We start from the raw sequence: 25,352 nt of genomic DNA, 5'->3' as shown, positions 1-25,352 counted from the left end.
TTCGGCGGCCTTTTTTTGTCCCAAAACTGGAAGGGGTAGTTTCTAAGGGAGTTGTAAGCCCGCAATAGCTGTGATTAGATTGAAAAGTTCCCCAAAAGAGGATTTAAATTCTCTTGCGTTATTTTTTATGTTTCTGCCTGATGAGTTGATCTCGATGAGAAAAAAGCAAGTTTGGACCTTCCTAAGTACATTGGCCCTGCTGCTCGGTTTGGGCAATGTCGCACTGGCCAAGGAGCCGACAGCCACCGATCCTAAGAATTTCAAGGTCGCTGATGGTTTCAACGTTGAACTACTTTATTCGGTACCGAAAGATCGGCAGGGATCTTGGGTCAGCATGTGCGTTGGTCCTGATGGAAACCTGATTGTCTGTGACCAATACGGCAAGCTGTATCACGTGGCCGTGCCCAATGCAGGCACCCAAGGAGAAGTGACCGTCACCCCAATCGATGTCAAGATCGGTGGGGCCCAAGGTTTAATCTGGGCTTTCGACAGTCTATATGTTGTGGTTAACAGTGGGCAGTTCCCTAGCGGACTTCATCGCGTGACCGATAGCGACGGCGACGGCAAGCTCGACAAAGTAACCGAGCTGCGCAAGCTCAACGGTGGCGGTGAGCACGGTCCTCACGCGGTCATGCTGCACCCTGATGGCAAGCACCTGGTGGTTGTCTGTGGTAACCAGACCAATTTGACTGACTTTACTACTTCCCGCGTACCGCAAGTTTGGGACGAAGATCTGATCCTGCCCCGCATCTACGGTCGTGGGTTCATGCGAGACAAGATGGCTCCGGGCGGTTACATCGCCAAGATCGATCCCGAAGGGAAAGAGTGGGAACTGATGGCCGTTGGTTTCCGCAACGAATACGATGCTGCATTCAATCGCGACGGTGAGCTGTTCACCTACGATGCCGACATGGAATGGGACTTAAACACCCCTTGGTATCGCCCAACCCGCATTTGCCATGTGGTCAGTGGTGCTGAGTTCGGCTGGCGTAATGGTTCCGGCAAGTGGCCTGCATACTACCCAGACAGCACCCCAGCTACGGTAGATATCGGCCCAGGCTCGCCCACCGGGGTCGCGTTCGGCTACGGGGCTGACTTCCCCCAGAAATACCAAGACGCGTTCTACGCATGCGACTGGAGCTACGGCAAGCTATACGCTGTGCATCTGGAAGAAGATGGTGCTTCCTACAAGGCTACCGCCGAAGAGTTCATCACCGGCACGCCTCTTCCGCTGACCGATATCGTTGTCCGCCCTGCCGACAAGGCGATGTACTTCACGGTGGGTGGTCGTAAGGTTCAGTCCGGTCTTTACCGTGTCACCTACACCGGCGACAAAGGGGCCGACGCTGCTGTTGCTTCCAGCAAGAGCGAGGCAATGAAGCTTCGCCGAGAGATCGAAAAGCTGCACCTCTCGAAAGATCCCGCTGGACTGGACCTCGCCTTGGCGAACCTGGGAAGCGACGATCGCTTCATCCGCCAGGCCGCACGAATCGCCCTGGAGCACCAGGCTCCTGCTTCATGGCAGGAAAAAGCCCTCGCTCTGAATGATGCCAATAGCGTGATCAACACGGCGATTGCCTTGGCTCGTACCGGCGACGACTCGCTGCGTGGCCAGGTTTTGGACAAGCTCGACACGATTGACTACGCCGCAGTCAGCAAGTCGCAAAAGCTCGACCTGCTGCGGGCTTACGGTCTGGTGTTGATGCGTATGGGAGAGGACGCTTCCGTGCGTGATCGCTACCTGAAGAAGCTTGAGCCGCTGCTGCCGGCCAAATCGCCGGAAGAAAACCGGATGTTGGCCGAACTCCTGGTTCGTCTGCAATCGCCGACCGCGGCACCCAAGCTGGTGGCTCTCCTGGAAGCTACCCCCACCCAAGAGCAGCAGATCGAATTGGCTAAGAGCCTGCGACTGTTGAAAGCTGGCTGGACCAACGATCTGCAAGAGCGATACTTCCGCTGGTTCCACAAAGCGGCCACGTACCGCGGCGGGGCAAGCTTCGACTTGTTCGTTCAAGACATTAAGAAGGAAGCGGTCGAGAACCTCACGCCAGAACGTAAAATGGCCCTCGCTGCCATTCTGGAGCACAAGCCAGCTTCCAATGCTCCTGTCTTCAGCGGCAAGCCACGCACGCTGGTAAAGAAGTGGGCCGTGGAAGACCTGGCCGCCGTGGTCGAGCCTTCGGCTTTGAAGAATCGAAACTACGAAAAAGGTCAACAACTGTTTGGTGAAGCGAGCTGCTTTGCTTGCCATCGGTTCGATGGGCAGGGGGGGGCGATCGGTCCTGACTTGACGGCTCTCTCGGGACGCTTCAGCCCGCGTGACATCCTGGAATCGATCATCCTGCCCAGCAAGCAGGTGAGCGACCAATACCAGGCGGTCAAAATCTTGACCGAAGACGGCAAGGTGGTCGTTGGTCGTATCGTGAACCTGAACGGGGACACGATGCAGATCAACACCAACATGCTCGACCCGAACGCCATGACCGGCGTCAATCAGAACCAGATCGAAGAGATCGTTCCGTCGGACAAGTCGATGATGCCGGAGGCCTTGTTAGATAACTTCACCGAAGACGAGATCAAGGACCTGATGGCCTATCTCCTCTCGCGTGGTGATCGCAACAGCGGCATGTTCGCTGAGAACTAACGCTGGCCAAACAAGAAAAAAAGAAAACCACGATGGCGAATCCATCGTGGTTTTTTATTGAGTGCCGAAGAGAGGACTTGAACCTCCACGGGGTTAACCCCCACTAGGACCTGAAGTTAAGAAATGACCATTTTAATACTATGCGAATTACACGCTAACACCATATGACGCAATAGGTTGCGGGATTTTTCCATATTACTCCAATACCATCTGAATGGCACCGAAATGGGCCATGTTGTCCGCAAAATGTCCGCAAAAAAATATAAGGTGGACACATCTTTTGGAGCGGCTTCGGCGGAGCAGTCGATTGAGGTGGCGCTAAGCCATGCGGAAGTACATTTTACCAACGAATAATTTGTTTAACCTTAAGCAGCACGCCAGTTGAATCTCTACCACCATTCCGGCAATAAGAGATTTCCATTAGGGTCGATGAAGTTTCGCTCTTCGTCATCTCCGTAGGTAGGATCGGCGTTCGGACGCCATACGACAGCAACTTTCTCTTTAAAACCACCGATAAGCGAAAATACACCTTCTCCCAAGGTTTCTCCTGCACCATTGATCAATCGGACCTCCGGTTGCCCAGAAGGAGAAATCATTCCGGCTTGGAAACGATTGAATCCAACCACATCCAGCACATCAAACTGAGGCTCTAAGACGAAGTGACCATCTCGATCGACCAATCCCCACTTTTCATTCTTCTTAATAGGGATCAAGCCATCACTAAAGTAGGCACCGATCATCGTTCCCTCGACTCGCCTGACTTCCTCACCGTTGGTGTCAACCCAGCCGATTTGCTCGTTAAGAAATTCGACAGGCAACAGACCTTCCGCTTCGAGACCGACATGATTAAATGTGCTCTTGCCGACTCGTGAACCAAAGCAATCGACGACAACGCCAGTCTCAAATCTAAACGTAAGATAAGCACCCGTAAAACGGCGATCAGTTCGGAAATTTTTGATTTGGCGAAATAGGTCCCCTATGAATTCTCCTTTTCTGTTGATTCGCCGTTCCTTGCGCCCGGCATCATCAGGGGGCACGCCTACCGTTGCCCCATGCTTATCAAAAGCTTTGGCATTCCGAAACATCGGCTCTATCGTCCATTCACCGTTTGTATCCAAATAGCCGCACCTCTTAGAGCCAGCGTCGGTCGCCGCGAGTAATCCCTGGCATACCCCGGAATTATCGACTCTAGAAACGTCTGGTAGATGGCAACGAACGGCTCCGTTTTCATCAAGCAAAACGTACTGTTTTGGAGATCGAGTCTCCAACGCAACCGCGATTCCCTCGTTGCTCTCGTAAGCATTCAAAAACGCAGGTTCAACGATGACCTCTCCCATGAGATTTCGATACCCGAACCGATCACCTCGTCGAAATGGCAACAACATAGAATTGACCTTTTAGTTAGAAATGACGATCAGGTATCTCCCGTCGATCAGGCGGACAAACTGTACCCCGTGCACGAAGAGGAATAATTGAATTCTGGGGATCTTTTGAAAGGCCATCATATATTTCGTTAAGCCGCCGATTATGGTCCAAGGCGCTTTCGATCCTGTCACGGTATCGATCAGCGATTCCATTAACAAATTGATCGAGTTCTTGGGCACCAACTGGGAACGGATGCAACTCATCAATCGCCGCTATTGCTACAGCTTCTTCATGGCTTTTTCCATCGCTTCGCAATTGATTGTATGCCATAAGAGCTCCAATAAGCGGCAGCATTTTTCCTCCATATTTTGCCGTCAAGTCAGCTGTGTCACCCAGATAGGACAAAATCTTTCGTAACTTAGCATTGGAGATAGGTCTGAGACCGGCAATCTTTATTGAAGTAACTGGAAAGGGTTTTTCAGGAAATCTTTTTCTTCCATGGACGTCATTTTTCCATCGTTTTACTTCTGAAACCCCTTCCTCTGCCGCGACATTGAACTCATGCAAAAACCGCTCTGTTTCACTCTTACAAGCACTCTCATCGGAAATATCGTCGATGAATCGTTTAATAAATTCTTGCTGCTCATGAACGGACAATTTCCGACTGTCGTCTAATCGATCATGCAGTCTCTGCCGAAGTGCTTCTCTTGCATAAGCGGTATATCCTGTCGAACTCCCATGAGCCGTCATATTATGTGTATTATCCTTAGGTTGAATGTTGCCATAAGAATCGAGGAACCAGTAAAGCGACTCATCAAATCCGAATTCTAGCCACAATTCAACAGGAATTGGGTGATGTCCTGTTCCTTCTACGGGGTATGTTCCAACCCAACGTTTTTTTAGTCCGTCTGGATCGTTAAATAAGATAGGATCATTACCCACGTACCGATACAGATTCGGATCTTCCGCCTCGAACTCGATCGGGTCTTGACTCGCCCAACGGCCAAGTGAGGCGATGTACCAACGCTCGCTATTGTACTGCAGCCCAGTCGCCTCATCCAAGTAACGAGCTGTAAACCCGAAGCCTGCCGTATCGAGCGATCCGTTCGTTTCACTTAAGACAATTCCGAAGCTGTCGTAAGCGATGTGGTTGACGACACTGGTCGTATCGGCCACGTCATCATACTCGGCCCAATCGCGGATCGTGTTTAGCTGATCGGTCAAAGCCCAATAAACGTCGCCTGCAGCGTTTTCATCGGCCAGGACCTGATCCACATTCGGGCCCCAGAGAAGCCGATGATCGACGTCTCCTGCGTCATCCAGCACCAGGATGATCTGGTTGCCGTCGTAGACAAAAGTGCCTGACGTATCGACAGTACCGTCCCCGTCCGTATCGTGCTCCCTCCCGATCATCCGATTCGAGTAGTCATAAACGTACTCGACCTTCTGCTGCTTGACGTCCGACGCGTCGTAATCGGTCACGCTGATCAGGTGGTTACGATAGTCCCACTCGTAAACAGCGTAACTGCCATCCGCGATACTGGTCCTTTGGGTCAGATTCCCTTCCGCGTCGAACGTGTAGTTGTATGTCCCGTCGGAAAGAAGCTGGTTGTTGGTGCCGGTTGAGTAGCCGGTGTTTGTTCGGTTGCCGTTTTCGTCGTAGGTATACGACTCGTCGGAAGAAATGCCACTACGATCGGCCCCGGTCAATTGATCCGTATCGTCGTAGCTGTAGGTCGCGTCTTCAGCCGAGTAGCCGTAGACCGTGAACGCCGTCAGACGGTTGCCTTCGTCGTAGGCCCAGGTATAGCCAGCGAGCGTGCTGGAGCCGCCATCGGCATGGGTCAGGCTGGTGAGGCGGTCGGCCGCGTCATAGCCATAAGTGCTGGTCGCGACCAGTTCGGTCCCGGTCAGGTCGGCGTAGCGAGTAATCGACGTGAACTGCCCCTTGTCTTCGGCATCGTAGGCGAAGTCGACCCGTTTTTCGGTGACCGCATTGCCGCCTGACTGACTAGCCTGCGTGACCTGGGTCATGCGGTTCAGATAGTCGTAGGAATAGGTGTTGATCAGATCATCCGTGCCGTCGATCTCCGCCGCCAAGCTCGTGCGACGGCCCAGGGCGTCGTACGCCTCATCAATCACCACGTCGAAGCCAAGAGCCGCCAGGTCGTGCGTGGTGCTCGTGTTGCGGCCCAGGTTGTCGTAAGTGAACGTGTAGGTCGCTGCCGGATCGCTGGCACTGGTCAACTGCGAAGCGGCATCAAACGTGTAGCTGAGTGTTCGCTCTACATTGACGCCATCTATCCATTTTTCGGCGGTGCGACGTTGTAAGTCATCATATTCGTAGACGGTCACTCGGCCGTTGCGGTCGGTGTATTCGACCACGTTACCAGCAGCGTCGTACTCGTAGGTTCGCGTATCGTTCAGCTCATTTGTATTGGTGAGCATTCGGTTAAGAGCATCGTACGTCCAGGTGGTTGTGTTCGACACTGGATCGGTGAGCGTCAGGCGGTTGCCGTTGGCGTCGTAGGTATAGGTCGTCTCGCCCAATTCGGCATCCGTCTTTTTCACAACACGGCCCAGGTGGTCATACTCGTAACTGGTCGTATGGCCCAGAGCATCAGTTTCGCTGGTCGTTCGCCCGACATCATCGTATGTGAAACTGGTCGAGGCGGCGACTTCACTACCGTTGGTGCTGGCCTGCCCCGAACCGGTCAACTGGACCTCGAACGACGATTCATCATTGTCATCGTTGTTAATCGTCAGCGTAGCCGAATATGAGGCGACCGTGGTCGGAGTAAACTGGACGGTGATCGTGGTCGACTCACCAGCGGCAATTTCGTCGTCCGAGTAAGAAATAATTTTAAAAACGCTAGGAAGCGTGATTGAACTGATCGTGAGCGGACTGTCGCCGATGTTGGTGATCTCGAAGGTGCGAATCGCAGTACTTCCCACATCGACTGTGCCGAAGCCCACGGTCGAGGAACCATCTGTCAGGACAAGCCCTTCGAGAACCCCGTCGGTAACAACGATTTCCGGACCTCCAGTCGCCGAGCCTGTGGCCCCAGTCCCTGAGCCCAGCGCGGAACCGAGAGCCAAGCCCACATCATCGGGATCGGCCTCGGTGATCTTGGTGATCCGTCCCAAGTTGTCGTATTCGTAGCTCGTTTTTCCATCGCGGGTGATGGTGGCCGCCAGTTCCCCGTCGTCGTTGTACTGATAGAGGGTTACCGGAGCCTGTTGCGAGCCCGCGCCATCGGGGTCCGGTTCATAGATGGCAATCTGTCGTCCCAGGGCATCGTAGGCATAGACGGTTGTACCGCGCGGATCGGTCATCGTCGCAATGAGGTCCGCCGAGTTGTACGTATAACTGACCGTCTGCGATTCAGCATCGGTCACGCTGGCCAACTGCCCGCTACTGTTATACGTGTAGGTCGTGACTGGTGCCGCCAGAGGCCCGGCAGGCGCGATTCCATCCGGATCGGGCAGCGTCTCGGTAAGCAGCCGTCCCATCGCGTCGTAGGTGTAGCTGGTTGTCCGCCCGAGTGGATCGGTTTCACTGAGCAGTTGCCCATTGGCGTCGTATTCGTAGCTGTAAACGGGGGAAGTCGCTGAACCGGCTCCATCGGGATCGGGCAGGGTAACCGAGATTTGCCTTCCCAGGTTGTCATACGCGTAGGTCGTGACGTTCCCTAGTTCGTCGGTCATGCTCGTGAGTCGATCGTTGGCGTCGTAGACGAACGAAACTTCCGGAGATGATTGCGCACCGGCCCCATCGGGATCCGCATAAATGACCTTGGTTTGGCGACCCAGGTCGTCGTACTCATAGGTAGTTACGCCTCCATTCGGATCGGTCATGCTGACCAGTTGGCCGAATTCGTCGTACCCATACTCGGTCACCGGAGAGGTCATCGCCCCGACGCCGTCTGGGTCAGGCGAAGTGATTTTGATGACTCGATTCAGATCGTCGTATTCGTAAGTGGTGACATTGCCGAGGGCATCCGTTTCGGTCAGCACGTTTCCGGCATCATCGTAGGTGGTGCTGGAGACGGGAGCGGATTGACCGCCAACTCCATCCGGATCGGGCAAGGTTACGCTGGTTCTGCGACGACGGTTGTCGTAAGTATGCGATGTCGTTCCCTTGGGCGTGGTGACCGAAGCAATTTGCCCGGTAGCCGTGTAGGAGTAGGTGTTCACCAGGGCTGCGAGCGCACCGGCTCCATCGGGATCGGCCGTTTCGACTTCCACCAGCCGATTTAGTTCATCATACGTGTAGGTCGTCGTGCCCAGCGGCGTTGTTTCGGTGAGCAGATTGCTTTCCGAATCGTAGGTGTAGGTTGTGGTGATTCCACTGAAGTCGGTTTCGCTGACGAAGCGTCCGAAGGCATCGTAGACAGTCGTGCTGCTCAGTGCAGTAAGCGCCCCAGCACCATCTGGATCGGGTAACGACACCGAAATCTGACGTCCCAGATTGTCGTAGTTATAGGTCGTAACCTGACCGAGAGGATCGGTGACCGTCAGGATTCGGCCAGCGTCATCGTAGGTGTAGCTTGTTACCGGAGCGGTTTGCGGCCCGGCTCCATCCGGATCGGCTTCGGTGATTGAGGTCAGCAGGCCATCGGTATAGCCATAGGTCGTCACGTTCCCCAGCGGATCGGTGATGGTAAGGATGTTGCCATCGCTGTCGTAAGTGTAGGAAGTAACCGGAGCAGTTAGCGAACCTGCACCGTCCGGATCGGCTTCTGTGACCGAGGTGACTTGCCCCTTGGTGTTGTAGGTGTATGTGGTCGTCCTACCGTTTATGGATTCGGTGGCGAGAAGGTCAAAGTCGTTGTAGGTGTAGGTGACGACCGTGGCGGCTTGCGGCCCCGCCCCATCTGGATCTGCTGTTGTCACCGAGGTGACACGATCGAAGTTATCGTACGTGTAAGTCGTAACATTGCCCAACTCATCGGTTTCCGTGAGCATATTGCCAGCGGCGTCATAGGTGGCCAAAATGGTCGCTTCGTCGGCCGTGCCCACCGCATAGGTCACTGAGGTGCGATTCCCGTCGACATCGTATCCGAACTCGGTGACGACACCATCCGCTTCGGTGATCGATTCAACCAGGCCTATCGGCGGATCGGTTACCCCGACGGGAGCACCGGTGTAGGTATAGGTGGTGGTCAGGTCGTCTGTTTCTAGATTGATAGCGTCATCGATTTCCCCAATGATAATCGTCTCGGTCAGTAGCCACTGATTTGTGGCATCGTAAGCGTAGAGGGTGATGTTTCCATTAGCATCGATAAACTTGATCGGCTCATTCCAGGTCGCGTGGTACTCCCAGGTTCTTACTGAATCGTCCGGCAGCGTTTCAGTCAGTATATTACCGCTCGAGTCGTAGGAGTATTCGTAGACTGCCGCTTCTAGCGCGCCAGGACCGTCCGGATCGGCCTCGGTGATTTTGGTGACGTAACCCGCGGCGTTGCGGTCGTAGGTCGTGACGTTGCCTTCCGCATCTTTGACCGCAAGCAGATTGCCTTTTCGGTCGGTCTTGTAATAGGTGGTGACTCCATCGGTCGTCATCTCGCCCCAGGCATCTCCTTCAAGGGTCAGCGAGGCTGGATTCATCAATGTGCCGGTTCCCGATGCAGGAAGGTTCCGATAGGCGTAGTTATTGTATTCCGTGGAGCTACCATCAGGCGATATGCTTTCGATCAAAGCTCCTGAAGAATCACGGACGTACTGGATCGTTTCGCCGTTCGACTTGGCGATCGAATTGACCCTGCCTGTGCTGTCGTAGCTGTAAGTGTTCACGATCGGAACTAAGCTGCCTGCACCGTCTGGGTCAGGCGAAGTGATCGTTTCAATCCGGTCATTGACGTCGTACGTATAGGAGGTAACCCGTCCCAATTCATCGGTAATAGTGGTCAGCTTGCTAGACGTATAGCCATAGCTAGTGGTTTGGCCACCATGTTTGGTGATACTAGAGATTTCATCCGCAACGGAATCGCCATCGGCGTCGGTATAGCTGTAAGAGGTCTCACGGCCGCGTTTATCCTTCTTCGTGGTCGCCAACCCGGCACTATTGAAGGTGTAAGTCTCGCCTTCTTGATTCGTCAAGGTGTAGGTGCTGCTGCCGGAATCCCAGGCCAATTGACTGTAAGGATCGTTGGCAGCCGAGTAAGTGCCGTCCAAGTTATCCAGGAAGTGTGTCAGATTCCCATTGCCTAAATCAAGCAGCTTACCATCGGCAGATGTGGTGAGTTTGGCGAGATCGTCCACAACTCCATTGCCAAGGGCATCATTTGGCTTCGAGACCAAGAGTTCGCCCGAGAAATTGAAGTTATTCAACGCGGAATCAAAGGCGGTACTGCTTAGTTTCGCAGTATAGTTGTAAGCCCCAGTCGCAAGACTCGACGTATTGAAGACGTGCGTCAAAGGCAGCGTGATTTCGCCTGACGACGGCAGGCCGTCTAGCGAGTAATAAACCGTCTCGACGGCTCCGCCTACCAACTGCCAAGCAACTGCCATGACACTGCCAGGCGGACGTTCTCCGGTCAAAGTCGCATTGATTGTAACTGGCTTGGTGTCTCCGCTGTTCTCGGCAGGCTTACTGGCTTTTTCAGGAAATCCTTTCGCGGAACAGCCGCAGTTGCAGTCGCAGGTAGGGGGCGTTTCGTTTGCAGAATCCTCGGCGACATTCGAAGGGCCATTTGGATCGCCGCCATCAAAGACAATCTTAATGGTGAAGGTTGCAGCACCCGAAAAATGGATATTCACATAGGCGGTGAATGGGTTCATAGTCGACAAATAGAGTTTTTTGACAATTACATCTCCATTTTGAAATCCGGTAGTGCTTCCTGAAATGCTAATTGGCCCAGAGGCTGACAGCGAGACGTCATTACTCGTTCCTGGAGGCGCATCCCAAGTCGCAGTTATGTGTAAATCTAGATAATCGCCCGTTGAATCGGTGAGAACTTCTTCGTAAGAAGCCTGTGCCCGTTCTACCGGAATCAGTTCTCCTGTGTCGTCGTCCATGAAGTCGCCATCAGATCCCGTCATGGAAAATAATGGATACGTTGTTAACAGTTCACGGCGTTCCATCGTTTCCAGGACCAAGTGGCGACGTTTCCTATGTTTTTTCGAGCAAGGAGATTCCACGAAACCCAATATGTGGTTTTTCCATGATGTTTTCTTGCGCGGCATCAGATAGATCCTTTGGTCTGAAATTTATAAGAAATCAGGAGTCGTGTCTTTTGGGAAAATGCTGAAGAGCCGGCGCGAGCGGCGGGTGACTCCAAGGGTCGTTAATGTTGGATATGTGCTAGGAGTAAAACTGAGGCAGGAATTACTCAAGCACATCGCTTTTCAATCCGAATTGACGGTTAATGCCTCTACCTGGTCGGCCTTGATTGGTTGCATCGAAGTTCTACTTGAGTTAGACGTCGTCGGTTCTGAAGGCATCGACGTTTGCGACATACTTCAGACGACATGCCCGCTCGATCAATTACAGATTCCTTCTGATTTCGTGATCGCCCAGCGTCGGATTGAAAAAACGTGTGGACCAATACGAATCGATAAATAACAAAAGGGATGAGTACGAGTTGGCTGGCACCGTCTGGAGAAAAACTAGCAATCGCTTTAAAGGATTGCACTAGCGTTTTGGCGCAAAATTTCTTCTCACCAGATGTCCGGAATTTTGATTGCGCAGCAGCTCTTGATGCGTTGATTTTAAATGCTTGAAATCCCGCTAGATCACAAGCCAAGCGGTTGTGAGTGGGAAGTGAAGTTCACGTGATGCACATTAAATCTTCATCAAAAAGTGACCGAAAAAAATGGTCTGCGAATACCACGACTGGGTATCGTGGGCTATGGCACATCGGTGTAAAAAATTTCTCGCAGAGAATGGCTAATGAGTGGGTGAGCGTGCCTGCGGGAACTCCCGGCGGATCAAGACCTGGCTGGTTATGATCGACATGGAAGTGCTGAACATCGAACCTGGATCGCCGTGGCAAAACGGCTTATGCGAAAATTTCAACAGCCGCCTTCGCGACGAGTACCTGCACCAGACCGACCTGCTGAGTGAGTCGGACGCACGGATCAAAGCTCGGGCCTGGCGAAAGAATTTCAACGAGCGACGACCGCACAGTTCACTGGGCTACTTGACCCCAGCCGAGTTCGCGAGTCGCTGTGCTGCTTCCGCTAACCGAATACCACTTAACCCGCATCGCCACCGCCCTTTAATCGCACCACAAGTGTGGCAGCGAAAAAGCACAAACGACAGAAGTTGAAACCACTGCTGTAGAACTGATTCGTTGTCTAACAACACCTTTACATCACTCGCCTGATGGTTTCCTAAACCTCTGGCAAACGTGGGCTCTCAACTCGACCCAAAATCGAACTGTGGAGCCTAAGCTCGGCATCTTTGGCCCTTTTCACCATTGCCCGAAAATACCCAGCCGGTTTGAGAACGGGCACGTCTTCACGCATGGTCGCTCGATCGGTCAACAGCAAGCATATCGCCGCCCCGTTCCGTCCCAAAAGGTGACAAGCTTCCGACCAACTGCGTTGGTTGACGTTCAACTCCGGCTTCAGCCGGTAAGCCGCCTCGACGACATCTGACCAACTCATGGCCCTCGGTTCCAATGGCAACCGTTCCCGAAAACGGTCACTCGCGGCAAGAAGGACCTGCTTGAGTGAAATATGCTGAAGCCCGGTTGCTTCGATGATCGCTCCGCGATCTAACCGCCCTTCCCTGCCCCCGGTTTCATTCTTTTCGATGCCTGTAGACCGCACCAGACGTTCGGCTACGCTTTCCTGGAAGCCTTTGTCCGCAGGACTATCTGTATCTGATTTATCAGATGATTGCTGAGTGGTAGATTTGTAGTGGGCGAACTGGGGGTCGCCCTTGGATGAACTTTTGCATGTTTTCGGGACCGATCCCAAGCTGGTTTTGGCCGTTGAATCCTGTTCCTGGGGCTGAGGCAATATTGCTGCCACCTGGGAATGAAGTTGCTTGTGATCTCCAAGAAGGTCGCGAAGTGTTTCCAGTGACAGGTGCGTTCGTATCTGGATGGCGATTGTCTCGTAAGAACGCTCCCATTGAGCAAGTTCCAAAGGACAACTCCCCTCCTCCCGCTCAAGTTCCAGCAGCATGGCTCGGATCTGTCGTCGATACCAGGAGATCTGACGTTTCGTCTCCATCCAGGCACGGTCGTACACTTGCTTTTGCTGAAGCTTGTCCTCCAATTCTGCTCGAAGATAGGCCAACGGCGTTAGGTCGACGCCATAGGCGTAGATGATCGCCCCGGTTCGCGGATCGCGTTGCCCATAGCGTTTATGTCCCCCGCAATCGTGCCAACTGATTGCTCCCGCCTTGAAGAGCTGCTGCTCAAGCTTCTGGATCTGTCGTTCGGAAACTCCTAGGTCGAGTGCTGTCCTCGAAAGGGATTGGTAGACAATCGGACGACTTTCCGCGCGCCAGTCCTGATCGCGAGTATATGCTAGATAGTAATCGAGAAGCTGAATTGTTCGGGGCGTAAAACCGGCTAACTTCCCTACTTTCTTGACGAGCAACAAAAGGTCGTAACGGTTGACATCTTCTTCCAGTCCCTGAAAGTCTTCGCAGAACTGTAGAGATTGGCGATATTGAGGAGAAGAGACACGCCCTCCTCCACTTCTAAATTGTCCTGTGGTTGGACGCATGTTTGAGGTTTCCATAATGTCTATGGCCGAACAGCCGGGAACGCCAAGCGAAGTTCAAGCAGGAACATTCGCGAAGAAATCAGGATGCAACAATCCACTGCAGTTCATTTTTGATTTGCATCCGTAGTCGAAGAGCGCTAGAGTGGTTTTGAGAATTCGAGATCACCCTAGAGAGACTCTTCCAGATCACCGCCGCGCCAACGGCGGTTTTCTTTTTTCAGGGCATTCGTGCTGGTCGGCGCGCTCCTTTCGTGTGGTTGGTTAGGATCTGAATGGCCCAGAGTGGCCCATTCGGCGAGACAATGGCCGCGATTCGACCATCGATGGAATCACCCTACACCATTTTGCCCCCGCTGAGCAAGAACTTGTCCAAGTGGTCACCACTGAACAGTTCCGCACGACCACTGCCCTGTTCAACGGGGCGGCTGTTCAGCGCAATTCATCTGGTGTTGAACTACCTCCCCTACTCCACGCATTCTGCGGTCCCTAACGAAACGCCGCGTTGCACACTGGTCACCACCTGAACAGCGCCTCTGTTGAACAGGCTGCCTATGTGAACGACCAGGCTGTTCAATAGGGAAATGACCACTGTCCTGCCCTGGTGAACAGTCCTCATGTGAACAACTCTCAGGCCCGTACGAAAGCGGTTGTCAGGCGGGCATTTTTCGTGCTAGGGTGACCAGAATAGTGTTCAACTTCTGTCCAATTGTTTAACAGTGTCCAAAACTCAGTATTCCATTTCCCAAGCCCATCGCATCACCGGCAAGTCGCGGACGACGATCTCCGCCCATATGGATTCTGGCAAGCTGTCCTTCCAGAAAACCAAAGGGGGGAACCGAGTTTTGGAAGCAAGCGAGCTTTTGCGAGTCTATGGGGATGATTGCAACTTTGATTTGGCCGAGACATCGAATAGCAAACAAGCGGCCCAGCGGAGTAGGGCAGGGGAGACAAGTGAATCGGAGTTGAACAGTGATGTCCAAGTTGTTCAACAGAAACTAGAGCGAGAAGTCCAAGAGCGGGAACGAGAACGCGAACAATACCGCCAGCAAATCGACCACCTGCAAGACGCCCTTAAGCTCGCCCAGGAAGGGCACAACAAGGCAACGCTCCTGCTGGAACACCGTTCCGAGCGGGTAGGGGACTGGGATCAATCTCTTCGTGCTTTGGAAGAACGCTTGGCCAACTACGAAAAACGAGCGGAAGAAGAGCGCGAAGCCGTGCGGCAAAGCAAGAAACAGGCGATGCAGTTCAAGCAGGCGTATGAAGCGGAAAAGTCGAAATCGATTTGGCAAAAACTAATCGGATGAGAAGCCATTCCTGTCCTCGCGTTTCCATCAGAACAAGTCAAGCTGGGTCGTGCCATTCGGTGGTTCCGGAGGATCATTGATTGTTGGCTTTGAGGGAGGTTTTTGACCGGAGGCAGCGTAGTTGAAAGGGGACTGAGCCACAGGAACCTCCCTGATCACGCCGCCGCGAAGGTGAAACCCGATTTTGAAAACACGACTCACCTCCAGGCTTAAGGAATTTTGCGTAACAGCCCAACCGTACAAGCCATTGAGGCCCATGTTGATGCTCGTCATGGCCGTGCATCTGGGATCGATATCTTGACCCGTATAATCCCAGCGAGGATATTTCTTTCCTATCGCCAAAAGAAACCGCCCCGAGCCGCAGGCCGGATCGCAGACACTTTTTCGTTCTTGGGAATCATCCGCATCAACGGTCAATTCCGCCATGAGAAAAGTTACGGCGTCTGGAGTTAAGTACAATGAGTGCTCCCCGTAAGAAATGGCCCCCTGGAAAATATCTCCCAAAACGTCCTGGCCGGTCTCTTCCATGACGTTCACAAGCGTGGCAAAGGCGCGCACAATCGCGTCGATTCCGCGTTGTCCTTTCTTGCCCTTGGCATATCCTTTGGCGACCGTCTTGAGATATTCTTCCTCGGCGGTGCCTCCCGATAGGCTGCATCGAACGAATGTTAGGAAGTCGGAAAACGCTTCCCCGCGTCCGAGCCCCGCTTTTTCGCCCGCTGTCTCAATGTGGTCGAGAACCTTTCGGCTGCCTGCAATAAATAACTGTTCCTTGGCCATCTCGGAAGGAACATGCCACAGCACGGAAATCAACTCAACAATTTTTAACGTAGATATGAACTTGGGAGGAGGGGAGATTCATTCTCTGAGGGATCATGATCCCAACCTGAATTCAGGTTCTGGCTTCGTCGGTTTCGGAGGATCGGCTCTCGCCCCGCCTGGAGCCGATCCTTTGAGACCGTAAGAAGCCTGTCTGAACCACCAACCAATTTTCAAGCTTTTTCAACTACCCCTGGCTTTGTTGGCGAGGGGGTGAGGCTCTCTTACTTTCTCGATAGAATCTTCTCAGTGAAACTTTGAGGAGAAAAATGCTAACACCTTCCACATACCAACTACCACCCCCAGAGAATTGGCAGAATTTCGAGCATTTGTGCTGGAGATTGTGGAGGGCTGTGCATGTGGGCTGTGAAGTTCAGAAGAACGGTCGTGGCGGTCAAAGGCAGAACGGCGTTGATGTCTTCGTGCATACCCAGCAGGGAAGTTGGATCGGGATACAGTGCAAAGGTAAGGATAACTATCAAGACAAAAAGGTGACTCGGGCTGAGTTGAGGCGTGAAGTCAAGGCTGCGGATAATTTTAGGCCAAAGTTGTCTGAGTATATTTTGGCGACTACCGCTCGTCGTGATGGCGGGATACAAGAATTCGCCAGAATACTGACAGTTGAACGGGGCAAAAAGGGACTGTTTCCCGTAAGAGTACGCAGTTGGGATGATATTCGTGATCTGTTGGACAGTCACCCAGAGGTTGTTAGTGAGGTCTATAAAGGAGCCCCGTTTGTTCAAGATGTGCCAATATTAGTCAATCATCTAGTCCATCTGCTCGGATTGGATGCCCCGCGCGGGGACGCTAATCATCAGGATTTACCAAATAGCAAAGCGATTGCGATTCGTGATGCAATTTCTGCCCTGGGAACAAAACGACATGGCGATCACGATCAATTGCTTGAGGATATTGGCCCAGAATCAACAGGCAAGCTTATGGGAGGAAAGCAGAGGCGTCAGAAAGCAAGACGCCCAAGAGTTACAAAAAGGGGTGTAACTCCAACAATACTTTCGCCGGAGCGTACAAGATTGTTGGCCCTTATTGCAACAACTCCCAGGCCTTTTTCAGTCGAGGATTTAAAACGCATCTTTCCCCACATCGATTGGAAAGAGGACATTCGATATTTTCGTCGCAAGCAATTGCTAAAGACGGAGAATGGCAAGCTCTCGGTTCCAAAGGGAATTCGGCAATCGATCATGCCAAAAAAGACCGACGAGGATGTCTACCTCAAAGAGTGGATCAATGTCCTGGAACCGCTGAAAGCGCATCCCGATACCGCTATTTTTCTGGCGATGCAACAAGTGAAATCCGGGCTAGTCGTTGAGGCGGTTGAAACTCTCGTGGAAATGGCAGAAACACTCTTTCCTGGCCCTTGGAATGAAATATGCCTTTCTTGGTTGTTGGAAGCTGATCGACCAGAGTTCACTTCGCGATTGTCGCAAGAGCAGCGTGTCCACTATTTAAACGCCGTCGCACTATGTTATTCACGTTCCAGGCAATTTACGAAAGCAGTGTCATGGTTCGTAAAAATGAGAAGGTTCAGCAAACGAGTTGGTCACAATTGGGGAGTTGGGCAGTCCTACCACAACTGCGGTATTGCGTATCTCGAAGCGGGAGATTTGAAGAACGCAGCAACTAACTTTCAAAAATCGATTGATCACGTAAGGGAGACCGGCGATAAGTTCCTATTAGGGCGATCTCTCTATGAACTGGCAATGACGTTATCCAGTTCCTCATACGAAAAAGCGGAACAATTGTTTTCCGAAAGTGAGCAAGTCAAACGAGATAACGGTGATGACGATGGCCTCTTGGGAATTTATCACGGGCGTGCGACTCTGGCCGTACAGCGAGGTGATTTTAAAGACGCATTGGATTGGTTTCGCAAAGCGGAACAATCGGCTCAAAAGGTCGGCCATTTTCACGCCGTCGCTCTAGAAACATACAATATTGGCAAGACTTTCGCAGACCTTGGTGATCTTGAACAGTCGTTAAGTTACGCTCAGCGGGCCAAAGAGTTAGCAGAAAAAGATGAGTTTCCTGATGTTCTCCTGCTTTCAGTAGGGGGAGAGGCGTTGGCATATCATCACTTGGGATGGCATGACAAAGCCGAGGCTGCGTTCCGTCAACTTTTCGAATTGCATTCCGAGGAAGGAAAACATCGAGAAGCGGTCATCGCCTTACACGATGCTGGAGCTGCATTGGCGAGTCAAAGGAAGTACAACGACGCTCGCAAGACTCTTGCCAAAGCTTCCAAGCTGGCCGCTCAGTTTAAAATCCGGGAATGGCTTTACCAATCTCAAGCCGACATCGCCCTCACTCATTCGATGGAGGGTAACGACACAAAAGCATTATCCGTACTTCGCTCGAAGGCGCAACATGCTGAAAGTTGTGGAGAGAATTGGGTTGCCACGAAGCTCTGGATTGACGTCATTGAATTACTGCTCAAGTGTGATGCATCGCATACCCGGATTAAATCAGCTGTAGATCGTGCTTTGGGGGCGGCAGAGGTTCTGGATGATAAATCATCGCTTCAAGCCAAAATCTACGCCAATTGGTATTGGTTGTGTTGGCAACGACAAGAGTACGACGATAGTTTGCGAGCACTTGAAGACATGTTAGCTGCTGCTCGACGTTCGAAGGACAACGAGTTAATCGGTCGCGCAGAGGACCAACTCGGCGTGTGTCTCCAGCAATTGGGAAGATTTGACGAAGCCGTTTCAAAGCATCGTCGTGCGCGAAGTGCCGCCGTTCGTGCAGGAAATCAGGAACTTGTTGAAGCGATATCGAGCAATTTGGGAAGTGCCCTGCGAAATGTAGGACGCCATGCGAAGGCTCGTGAAGCATACGACGAAGCAGAAAGGATCGCGCTCGGACGTGGTGATATCGAAGCGGCAATTGGGATTGCACACAATCGGGCACTTTCGTGGCAAGCACAAGATGAGCTTGATCAGGCAGAGAATGATTTCAGGGAGTGTCGCGATAAAGCGCGACGTAGAGGATTCCATGGGGAGTATGTACGCGCACTCCATGCGTTGGCGAATGTTTCATGGCAGCGAGGCAACGTTCGTGAAGCAGTGAAAAGATATCAGCGCGCCTTGGATGCTGCTGAAAAGTTCCTAGATTCCGAACGGCATCGCATATGTATCAACTACGCCGTAGCGCTTCGCCACAAAAATGAGGAGGAAAAAGCGGTTGCTGTGCTGGAATCGGCAAGTGTGGATTTTCAGGGATTGCCTGATGCTCACGTCTACCATTCATTACTCGGAGATCTCTACGAGGATGTTGGCAATTTGGATTTAGCTGCCAAGCAGTGGAAGCTGGCTCAACTGAATGCCATGCGAACCAGGGACGAGAGTGCCATTGCGACAAGTGCCAGTTTGTTGGCTGCATTTGAGGGAGAGGCGGGACGACTGGAGGAGGCTGACCGCAATTGTCAGTTGGCTCTAGGGCACGAGAGTATTCCTGAATTGAGACTTCCCCTCCTCGTTCAGCGACTGGGTGTCGTGTTGGAACTTGATGATGAAGCCTTGATAAACGAAGTGCTTGAAGAAATTCAGATCTTAGCAATTGAAACAAAGACGGACGATGATTTGATCGATGCCCTGACCATGCTGGGAGAATACAACTGGGAGAAAAAGCTTGAAGATGATTCGATCAAGTCTTTTATTCTAGCTATGTCGCGTTGTCCCCAAACGGACTTCGAGCGGTTTGTCGAAATCGGGTCGATCGCAGCCAGCAAATTGGCAAGCCTTTGGAACGATGGTCCTGAACGGAGTTCCGCACTGCTGAATTCCACAATGGATTGGCTTGTAGAAGAGCAGGGGTGTAAACAAACGGCGATATTATTGTGGCCTTTTGCGGTCGGTGAGCGAGTTGCTAAGGATATTTCCACGTCAGACTTTCAAGCTGTAGATGAGTTGCAGATCAGTGAGAAGATTTTCGGAATTGTGATGGAAGAAGTCTTGGCTGTATGCGGAAAATGACATGAGGGGTCAAAATAGGCAATTTCGTGGCAATGCAGCTAATATTCACGTTGCCATCCGTCAGGAAAACGTATACGTTTTTTTCTGACGGAATCAGGCAAGTCATGACAATCTTTCGAGACGAAATCCAAAATCTAATCCATGCTAGAGGTCGCGGTAACGTCTTTACTTCCAAGGACTTTCTCGATACATGCAAGTGGGACGTCACCGATGAAGCCCTCTTGCGTCCAATGATAAACGGCGAAATTGGGCGGTTGGGAAGAGGGCACTATCATTACCCTCGACTCAACGAGCGGCGGTATCTCTCCTTGAGGCCTGAATTAGACGAAATTGAGAAGGCCCTAGCCGGGGAGCCCGCATGAAGAAAGGCCCGAAACCAAAGAAGAAGACCAAGAGTGGCCTCGTCCCATCGTCTCCGAAGGTAGTACCCGCCCAGGCAGATTTCGATGCCGTTCTGGAACTGATCGACGCCGCCCGGACGAAAGCTGTCGCGACCGTCAATACGACGCTGATCGAGCTTTATTGGAGCATCGGCGAGTTCATTCAGGGGAAGATCGCCGACGACGGTTGGGGAAAAGGAACGGTCGAGACCCTGGCCGAGCACATTCGCCGGAAACAGCCCAACGTTCGTGGCTACTCGGCCAGCAATCTCTGGCGGATGATGCAATTTTTCGAGACCTACCAGGACCAGCCAAAACTCGCACCACTGGTGCGAGAATTACCCTGGACCCACAACCTGCTCATCATGAGCAGGTGCAAGCGGGACGATGAACGCGAGTTCTACCTGCGGCTCGCAACCCGTGAAAAATGGGGCAAGAGGGAACTTCAGCGACAACTCAGTGGGGCACTCTTCGAGCGGGTTGCTCTCTCACCACCAAAACTCGCACCGGCGGTGCGAGAAATTCATCCCGAGGCGGCGTCCATCTTCAAGGACAGCTACCTCGTCGAGTTCCTGGACCTGCCGTCCGCCCACTCCGAGGCGGATCTTGAACATGCCTTGGTCGAGAAGCTCAAGCAGTTCCTGATCGAATTGGGTCGGGATTTCTGCTTCATCGGGAGCCAGTACACGGTTCAAGTCGGCGGGCGCGACTTTGCCATCGATCTACTGTTCTTCAACCGGGCGCTCAACTGCCTGGTCGCCTTCGAATTGAAGATCGAGGAATTCCAGCCGGAGCACCTGGGCAAGCTGGAATTCTATCTGGAGGCCCTCGACCGCGACGTGAAGAAGCCGCACGAGCGGCCTTCGATTGGCGTGCTACTCTGTGCCACGAAGGACCACGAAGTCGTGGAATACGCCCTCTCGCGGGCCGCATCACCCGCCTTGGTTTCGGAATATCAGACCTGCCTGCCGGATAAGAAGCTGCTGCAAGCCAAACTCCACGAGTTCTATGAACTGGCTCAGGAACAGGCAGCACCATCGGCCACGCCATCCAAAGGGCGTAAGAAATAACCGAAGAAAGTGCTTGTCAGAAAAACGTACTCATTCCTCTGACCGGCACGATATCGGATATTACCGATCACGGTCGTCGTCACGCTCATGAAAACGGCCCCGTTCCCGTCGATCTTGAAATCGATCGCGGTATTCATCGATTTGTTTCGCAGCCTGATCGGCTCCTTCCTTCGGCAATAAATCACTCGGATTTGTCCGAGGCTGTTCCATATGCCGAACGTTCCGATCATTCTCTGGTCCATTCCGCTCACATTCCAACTGCTTTAGTCGATATAATTCACGCCGCATCTGACGGCCTTTCTCCAGCCAGTCGGCGCGAATACGGGCTTTTTCAAGATCTCGGATGAGCAACAAATCATTTCGATCTCGCTGAAATCGCTGACGATTTACGAGCAACTGGCGATTCTGAAATGCTCTCATCCGTTCGACTATCGAACGCTCTTCCGCCTTCTGTTGTTTCTCAAGTTCTTTATCCTGTAACGCGTGCTGACGCTCTAACGCTTTTCGCCGAGCACCGGTGCTTACGATGAGTTCAAACGCTTGGGAAATTGTCTTCACTCGTCCATCATCACGACTCGCTAGGCCAATGAAGCTCCGAAAATCGATTGAGCGAATGACGTTCCGCATCCAGCCAATCGCTCGTTCTTCTTCCAATTCAAAATGCCGAATCTCAGCCTGTTGCTGGTAATAGAGTTCGCCCCAACGGGGGCGATAACGATTACGAATCTGCATGAGTTCCTGCCCAATTGCGTGCTTTGCACGCTCGCGGATTTCCGCGACTCGCTGCCGGTGGCCGACTTCTAGTTCGGCCCACTGTTTAGTATGCCTTTGCTGTTGCTGACGCTCTCTTTCTTTGATGGCATGGGCCATCTGGCGGTGTTGCTCTTCTAGCTGTTTCTTCGCATCGTTGTCGTTGACTGCTTGCTGCATTTCGACGAGATGTCTCGTTTTGTTACCTTCTGCTTTGACATACTCACCGCGTTCTCGGGCTTTCTCATTGATTACCCGCTGATCGCAGTAGATCTTGCCGCGCTCTTTCTCGTACTTCTTGGCCCAACGCGAGAGTTTTCGGTAGTCATTGAAGTCCTTCGGCAATCTTCCGTCTTCAGGTGAAACGCGGTTCACGAGGATATGAACGTGTGGCTGCGGTTCGTCATCGTGGCAGACGATAAGGGTCTGCCGGTCGTCAAGTCTGACGGCCCTGATTGCACCGTATGCCGCGCGAAGCATTTCTTCTTTCGACAGGTCTTTCGCCTCTTCGGCATGCCAAGAAAGCGTTAGGTGGAGCACCGGGCCTTTTCCTGGCTTGCCGCCAGGGCGGATGCCCGCTTCGCGTTTTAGCCGGTCCTGGTCTTTGGCGGTAACCGCCATAACACGCCACGCAGCGTCTGGGTTTTTGGTCGCCAGGTTGCGTGTTGATGTCCAGGCGACACGTTGCCGTGTCGTGGCATTCTTATCATGCAATAGGTAGGTGGCACACCCCTTGAAACTCTGTCCATACTTAGTGTGAACGCGATCAATCAAGGGACATCACCAGCTTTTCGAGGACGGTTGCTAGTTGCTTCTGAGACTGCTTGATCTCCGTAGGAAGGACTTCCCAGTCCGGACGAACTTGACGATCCGTATGCAAATAAAGGGCAACCTGGTTCGTGACATTTCCGAGGGCGGAAATCTGCCGTCCAAGTTGATTTACCTCGCCGATCAACGCGTACTTGATCCGGCGTTCTGGGGCGGCAATGATCTGGTGCCCTAAACAGCGACGACGCAGATAGTCGGCAACATCCAAGCCCGCCGCGTCAGCCTGCTGGCGGAGATGTTCGACTTCTGCGAGAGTGAAGCGAAGGTTGTAACGTTCGCTTCGCTTCTCGTTTGCGTGCTTCTTAGGTCGCGCCATGATTGCACCTCATTCGTCAAAAAGTGGACGTCGTGCCATGCGTATCATGGTTCACGTTGAACCGCTGAATGTTGCACGGTGGGGGCACCGAATGAGGTTCCGCCCAGGCAATCCAACGGCCCACGTTGGCCAGATAGGTCCCGCAGCGAAGCGGAGGGGTATTGGGTGGTCGAAAAAACGAAGTTTTGAGGCACCCAATACATATCTGGCTACTCGTCCTCTGGGTGCCTTTTAGCTCAACTTTCAGTGGCACGTCAAGCAATTTGAATGCGTGTCATTCTTGCTCCCCTGGTCACCGCATGGTGCGTCTCATTTGATGACTTCGGTTTGCGCCGGAATGGTTCTCCTTGCCTGAGCGAGGGTAGGGCAGGGGCGTGGCAACAACGTGGTTTGTTGAGCGCGTTTTGTGTTTCCAAAAATCTTGATGAATTTTTCCCGGTAGCTCGTTGCGAACACGTTTCGTGTTACTCGACAATGATCGCACGATAGTCACCTGTACTCGGTTCACACACAAGGAATGTAACCATGGCCCGCGTCTTCACCGGTCCCGTTGAACTCTCAGAGATTCCCACGCCCAGTCATACGCCGCTCTTTATCGGCACGCAAATTCGCCTGACGTTTCAATGCAGAGAGATCACCGCCGACGTCAACTCAGGGAGTTTTCCTGCGATTAAGATTGGAACACAACGCGTCCAAACCTTTCAGGAATGGCAACAACATGAAGTACTGCTGAACGGTTTTCTGGTTGGCACGATCGACAAGGCGTCGTCTGGACCGCAGGAGTTCGTATTTCCGTTCCAGCCGCGCGTTTTGAAGGTCGACGCCACGGCTCAGCCGCACGAGTTGCCCCTGGATGCGGTCAACGTGTTGACCGTTCAAATTGGGAGCGGTGGTTTCGGTTTGAACGATAGTTTTGACGTCGAGTACATCGATTTCGAGGGCTTCAATACGAGCTTAGGTTGATCGAGGTAGATAGACGAAAATGCCCGCTCCAACATTGAAGCGGGCATTGCTTGTAAATAGGTCGTAGGAGCTCAATGGACTTGGATACTACCGTCTTCTTGCGGCGTACGGTCCTGTCCGCGAAGTTCGAGTAGGCGGTTATATGCCTTGCGGTGTAGTTCGGCTGCTCGCAGGTTCTCCGTGCCGCTAAAGCTGTAGGAATCACGGAACGTATCACCTTGCTTGAAGGTGCGAGAAACCGTCACGGAGTAGTAGTGCCCTGCGTCACGTTTGTTGAGCCAGACGGCGGCCTTCAAGGCTCCGTCGCGAATGGTGAATACCGGTTTTTGTTTCGTAGTCGTCATGATATTTCTCCTTGGGTTGTGGATGACTGATGCAGTCCGACCGGCGCGTCGCCAAGACGCAGCGTCAAGGGTTTACCGCCACGCGGCGCGGCTAAAAATTCGATTCGAATTTTTCGACTGCCCCTTGAAGCTAGGCTGCGATTAGCCAGGATGCATCGACAGTCTAACACTTGCCCAAGGATCCTATGGCGACGTGGAACCGGCTTGGAAATGTCTCACGCCTGAGAATCGATAGGATCAACCTTCCCTGGCGGGTCTCCAGTCTTGGAAACCCCATCCAAACAATCTCTAAAGCGAATTGTTCGGAGCCTGAAAAAGAGTGCAAGCGAAAACGCTTGCTGAATCAATAAATTATAAATAATACTTGAAAAGTGATCCGCTTTATGTCAATCTCCTCCCGAACTTACGGAAGGAAAAAGGCAATGACGGAACCAACAATTGAATCGCAACTAAAAGAAAGGGCCAACATACTATTTGCTCAATGTAGTGCCTGGGTGGCTGGGTTGGTGAACTGAAATGCCCCAAAAACCTGGCCCACCGTTATGAGAGTTCGGATTGGGTAAAAGGAATCGCAGTGGGCTGCTGGAGTGAGGGCGTAGCCCGAACGGAAGCAGGCCACTGCGACGCGAAATCTGCGGGGGTCTGGCCGCCCAGACTGCCGTGTGGGCGGCGGTGGTTGTACGTGTGTCGCCAAGCCGTGATCAGCGTACGAGCCTCGGCCAGCGTCGCGAACAGTTCGCAGTCCAGGCATTCGTCGCGGAGGCGACTGTGGAAGCTTTCGACGTATCCATTCTGCCACGGGCTGCCAGGTTCGATGAACGACGAACCCACGTCGATCTTCTTTAGGAACTGCTGCACGCGACGGCTGATGAACTCAGGGCCGTTGTCGCTAC

15 protein-coding genes and 1 pseudogene are annotated in these 25,352 nt (G+C 52.7%); 8 read left to right on the top strand and 8 right to left on the bottom strand.

The window, feature by feature from the left end:
* Nucleotides 1–154: 154 nt before the first annotated feature.
* Nucleotides 155–2,644, top strand: a complete 2,490-nt coding sequence (locus C5Y96_RS01300) for a c-type cytochrome (protein ID WP_105349754.1) — start codon at nucleotides 155–157, stop codon at nucleotides 2,642–2,644.
* A 389-nt stretch (nucleotides 2,645–3,033) separates the two neighbouring features.
* Here C5Y96_RS01300 and C5Y96_RS01295 read toward each other — a convergent pair whose 3' ends face one another.
* Both C5Y96_RS01295 and C5Y96_RS01290 read right to left on the bottom strand, forming a co-directional pair.
* On the bottom strand, nucleotides 3,034–3,981 hold the full coding sequence (locus C5Y96_RS01295) for a WG repeat-containing protein (RefSeq protein ID WP_158261035.1): 948 nt from the start codon (nucleotides 3,979–3,981) through the stop codon (nucleotides 3,034–3,036).
* A 64-nt stretch (nucleotides 3,982–4,045) separates the two neighbouring features.
* The gene (locus C5Y96_RS01290) at nucleotides 4,046–10,792 is read right to left on the bottom strand and encodes an RHS repeat-associated core domain-containing protein (RefSeq protein WP_233198707.1); all 6,747 of its coding nucleotides are present in this window, start codon (nucleotides 10,790–10,792) and stop codon (nucleotides 4,046–4,048) included.
* Between the two features lie 448 nt (nucleotides 10,793–11,240).
* On the opposite strand from C5Y96_RS01290, the gene C5Y96_RS01285 reads away from it, so the two are divergent.
* Both C5Y96_RS01285 and C5Y96_RS01280 read left to right on the top strand, forming a co-directional pair.
* Nucleotides 11,241–11,576 carry a hypothetical protein gene (locus tag C5Y96_RS01285; protein ID WP_146115475.1) on the top strand — a complete coding sequence of 112 codons (336 nt, stop codon included), beginning with the start codon at nucleotides 11,241–11,243 and terminating at the stop codon, nucleotides 11,574–11,576.
* Between the two features lie 403 nt (nucleotides 11,577–11,979).
* A pseudogene (locus C5Y96_RS01280) lies at nucleotides 11,980–12,282 on the top strand (integrase core domain-containing protein); the annotation flags it as partial.
* 64 nt (nucleotides 12,283–12,346) lie between these two features.
* Here C5Y96_RS01280 and repC read toward each other — a convergent pair.
* Nucleotides 12,347–13,696, bottom strand: coding sequence for a plasmid replication protein RepC (repC, locus tag C5Y96_RS01275; protein ID WP_158261033.1), 1,350 nt, complete (start codon nucleotides 13,694–13,696; stop codon nucleotides 12,347–12,349).
* Between the two features lie 716 nt (nucleotides 13,697–14,412).
* Here repC and C5Y96_RS01270 point away from each other — a divergent pair.
* Nucleotides 14,413–15,003, top strand: a complete 591-nt coding sequence (locus tag C5Y96_RS01270; RefSeq protein ID WP_146115474.1) for a hypothetical protein — start codon at nucleotides 14,413–14,415, stop codon at nucleotides 15,001–15,003.
* Nucleotides 15,004–15,030: 27 nt separating this feature from the next.
* Here the strand turns inward: C5Y96_RS01270 and C5Y96_RS01265 are convergent, their stop codons facing one another.
* Nucleotides 15,031–15,807 carry an N-6 DNA methylase gene (locus C5Y96_RS01265; protein WP_233198705.1) on the bottom strand — a complete coding sequence of 259 codons (777 nt, stop codon included), beginning with the start codon at nucleotides 15,805–15,807 and terminating at the stop codon, nucleotides 15,031–15,033.
* 374 nt (nucleotides 15,808–16,181) lie between these two features.
* Between C5Y96_RS01265 and C5Y96_RS01260 the strand changes: the two genes are divergently transcribed.
* From C5Y96_RS01260 to C5Y96_RS01250, 3 genes are read left to right on the top strand one after another with little or no spacing between them, the layout of a single operon-like run.
* Complete coding sequence (locus C5Y96_RS01260; protein ID WP_158261032.1) at nucleotides 16,182–19,808, top strand: tetratricopeptide repeat protein; 3,627 nt, start codon at nucleotides 16,182–16,184, stop codon at nucleotides 19,806–19,808.
* A gap of 32 nt (nucleotides 19,809–19,840) precedes the next feature.
* A complete protein-coding gene (locus tag C5Y96_RS28070; protein WP_105349737.1) occupies nucleotides 19,841–20,170 on the top strand; it encodes a DUF6088 family protein in 330 nt (109 codons plus the stop codon).
* The gene (locus tag C5Y96_RS01250; RefSeq protein ID WP_105349736.1) at nucleotides 20,167–21,258 is read left to right on the top strand and encodes a YhcG family protein; all 1,092 of its coding nucleotides are present in this window, start codon (nucleotides 20,167–20,169) and stop codon (nucleotides 21,256–21,258) included. The genes C5Y96_RS28070 and C5Y96_RS01250 overlap by 4 nt, the downstream gene beginning before the upstream one ends.
* Before the next feature lie 60 nt (nucleotides 21,259–21,318).
* Here C5Y96_RS01250 and C5Y96_RS01245 read toward each other — a convergent pair whose 3' ends face one another.
* Together C5Y96_RS01245 and C5Y96_RS01240 are read right to left on the bottom strand one after the other, a co-directional pair.
* Nucleotides 21,319–22,782, bottom strand: coding sequence for a relaxase/mobilization nuclease domain-containing protein (locus C5Y96_RS01245; RefSeq protein WP_105349735.1), 1,464 nt, complete (start codon nucleotides 22,780–22,782; stop codon nucleotides 21,319–21,321).
* Entirely contained in the window at nucleotides 22,775–23,152 is a 378-nt protein-coding gene (locus C5Y96_RS01240; protein WP_105349734.1) for a plasmid mobilization protein, read from the bottom strand. The genes C5Y96_RS01245 and C5Y96_RS01240 overlap by 8 nt, the downstream gene beginning before the upstream one ends.
* A 525-nt stretch (nucleotides 23,153–23,677) precedes the next feature.
* Here C5Y96_RS01240 and C5Y96_RS01235 point away from each other — a divergent pair.
* Nucleotides 23,678–24,115 carry a hypothetical protein gene (locus C5Y96_RS01235; RefSeq protein ID WP_105349733.1) on the top strand — a complete coding sequence of 146 codons (438 nt, stop codon included), beginning with the start codon at nucleotides 23,678–23,680 and terminating at the stop codon, nucleotides 24,113–24,115.
* A gap of 71 nt (nucleotides 24,116–24,186) precedes the next feature.
* On the opposite strand, the gene C5Y96_RS01230 is transcribed toward C5Y96_RS01235, so the two are convergent.
* Nucleotides 24,187–24,459 (bottom strand): hypothetical protein, encoded by a 273-nt coding sequence (locus C5Y96_RS01230; RefSeq protein WP_105349732.1) that lies wholly within the window; start codon nucleotides 24,457–24,459, stop codon nucleotides 24,187–24,189.
* 540 nt (nucleotides 24,460–24,999) lie between these two features.
* Nucleotides 25,000–25,352, bottom strand: a 353-nt coding sequence (locus C5Y96_RS01225) for an integrase core domain-containing protein (RefSeq protein ID WP_146115472.1), incomplete at its 5' end; no start/stop codon positions are given.

It is taken from the genome of Blastopirellula marina (assembly GCF_002967715.1).
GTDB classification, from domain to species: Bacteria; Planctomycetota; Planctomycetia; order Pirellulales; family Pirellulaceae; genus Bremerella; species Bremerella marina_B.
This window is presented reverse-complemented; position numbering and strand designations above follow the sequence as displayed.

Bases quoted from the DNA above. Each gene is read 5' to 3' on its own strand.
- C5Y96_RS01290 (WP_233198707.1), bottom strand. From the start codon at position 10,792: ATGAACCCATTCACCGCCTATGTGAATATCCATTTTTCGGGTGCTGCA.
- repC (WP_158261033.1), bottom strand. From the start codon at position 13,696: ATGCGTCCAACCACAGGACAATTTAGAAGTGGAGGAGGGCGTGTCTCT.
- C5Y96_RS01250 (WP_105349736.1), top strand. From the start codon at position 20,167: ATGAAGAAAGGCCCGAAACCAAAGAAGAAGACCAAGAGTGGCCTCGTC.
- C5Y96_RS01235 (WP_105349733.1), top strand. From the start codon at position 23,678: ATGGCCCGCGTCTTCACCGGTCCCGTTGAACTCTCAGAGATTCCCACG.
- C5Y96_RS28070 (WP_105349737.1), top strand. From the start codon at position 19,841: ATGCAGCTAATATTCACGTTGCCATCCGTCAGGAAAACGTATACGTTT.
- C5Y96_RS01295 (WP_158261035.1), bottom strand. From the start codon at position 3,981: ATGGGAGAGGTCATCGTTGAACCTGCGTTTTTGAATGCTTACGAGAGC.
- C5Y96_RS01300 (WP_105349754.1), top strand. From the start codon at position 155: ATGAGAAAAAAGCAAGTTTGGACCTTCCTAAGTACATTGGCCCTGCTG.
- C5Y96_RS01240 (WP_105349734.1), bottom strand. From the start codon at position 23,152: ATGGCGCGACCTAAGAAGCACGCAAACGAGAAGCGAAGCGAACGTTAC.
- C5Y96_RS01230 (WP_105349732.1), bottom strand. From the start codon at position 24,459: ATGACGACTACGAAACAAAAACCGGTATTCACCATTCGCGACGGAGCC.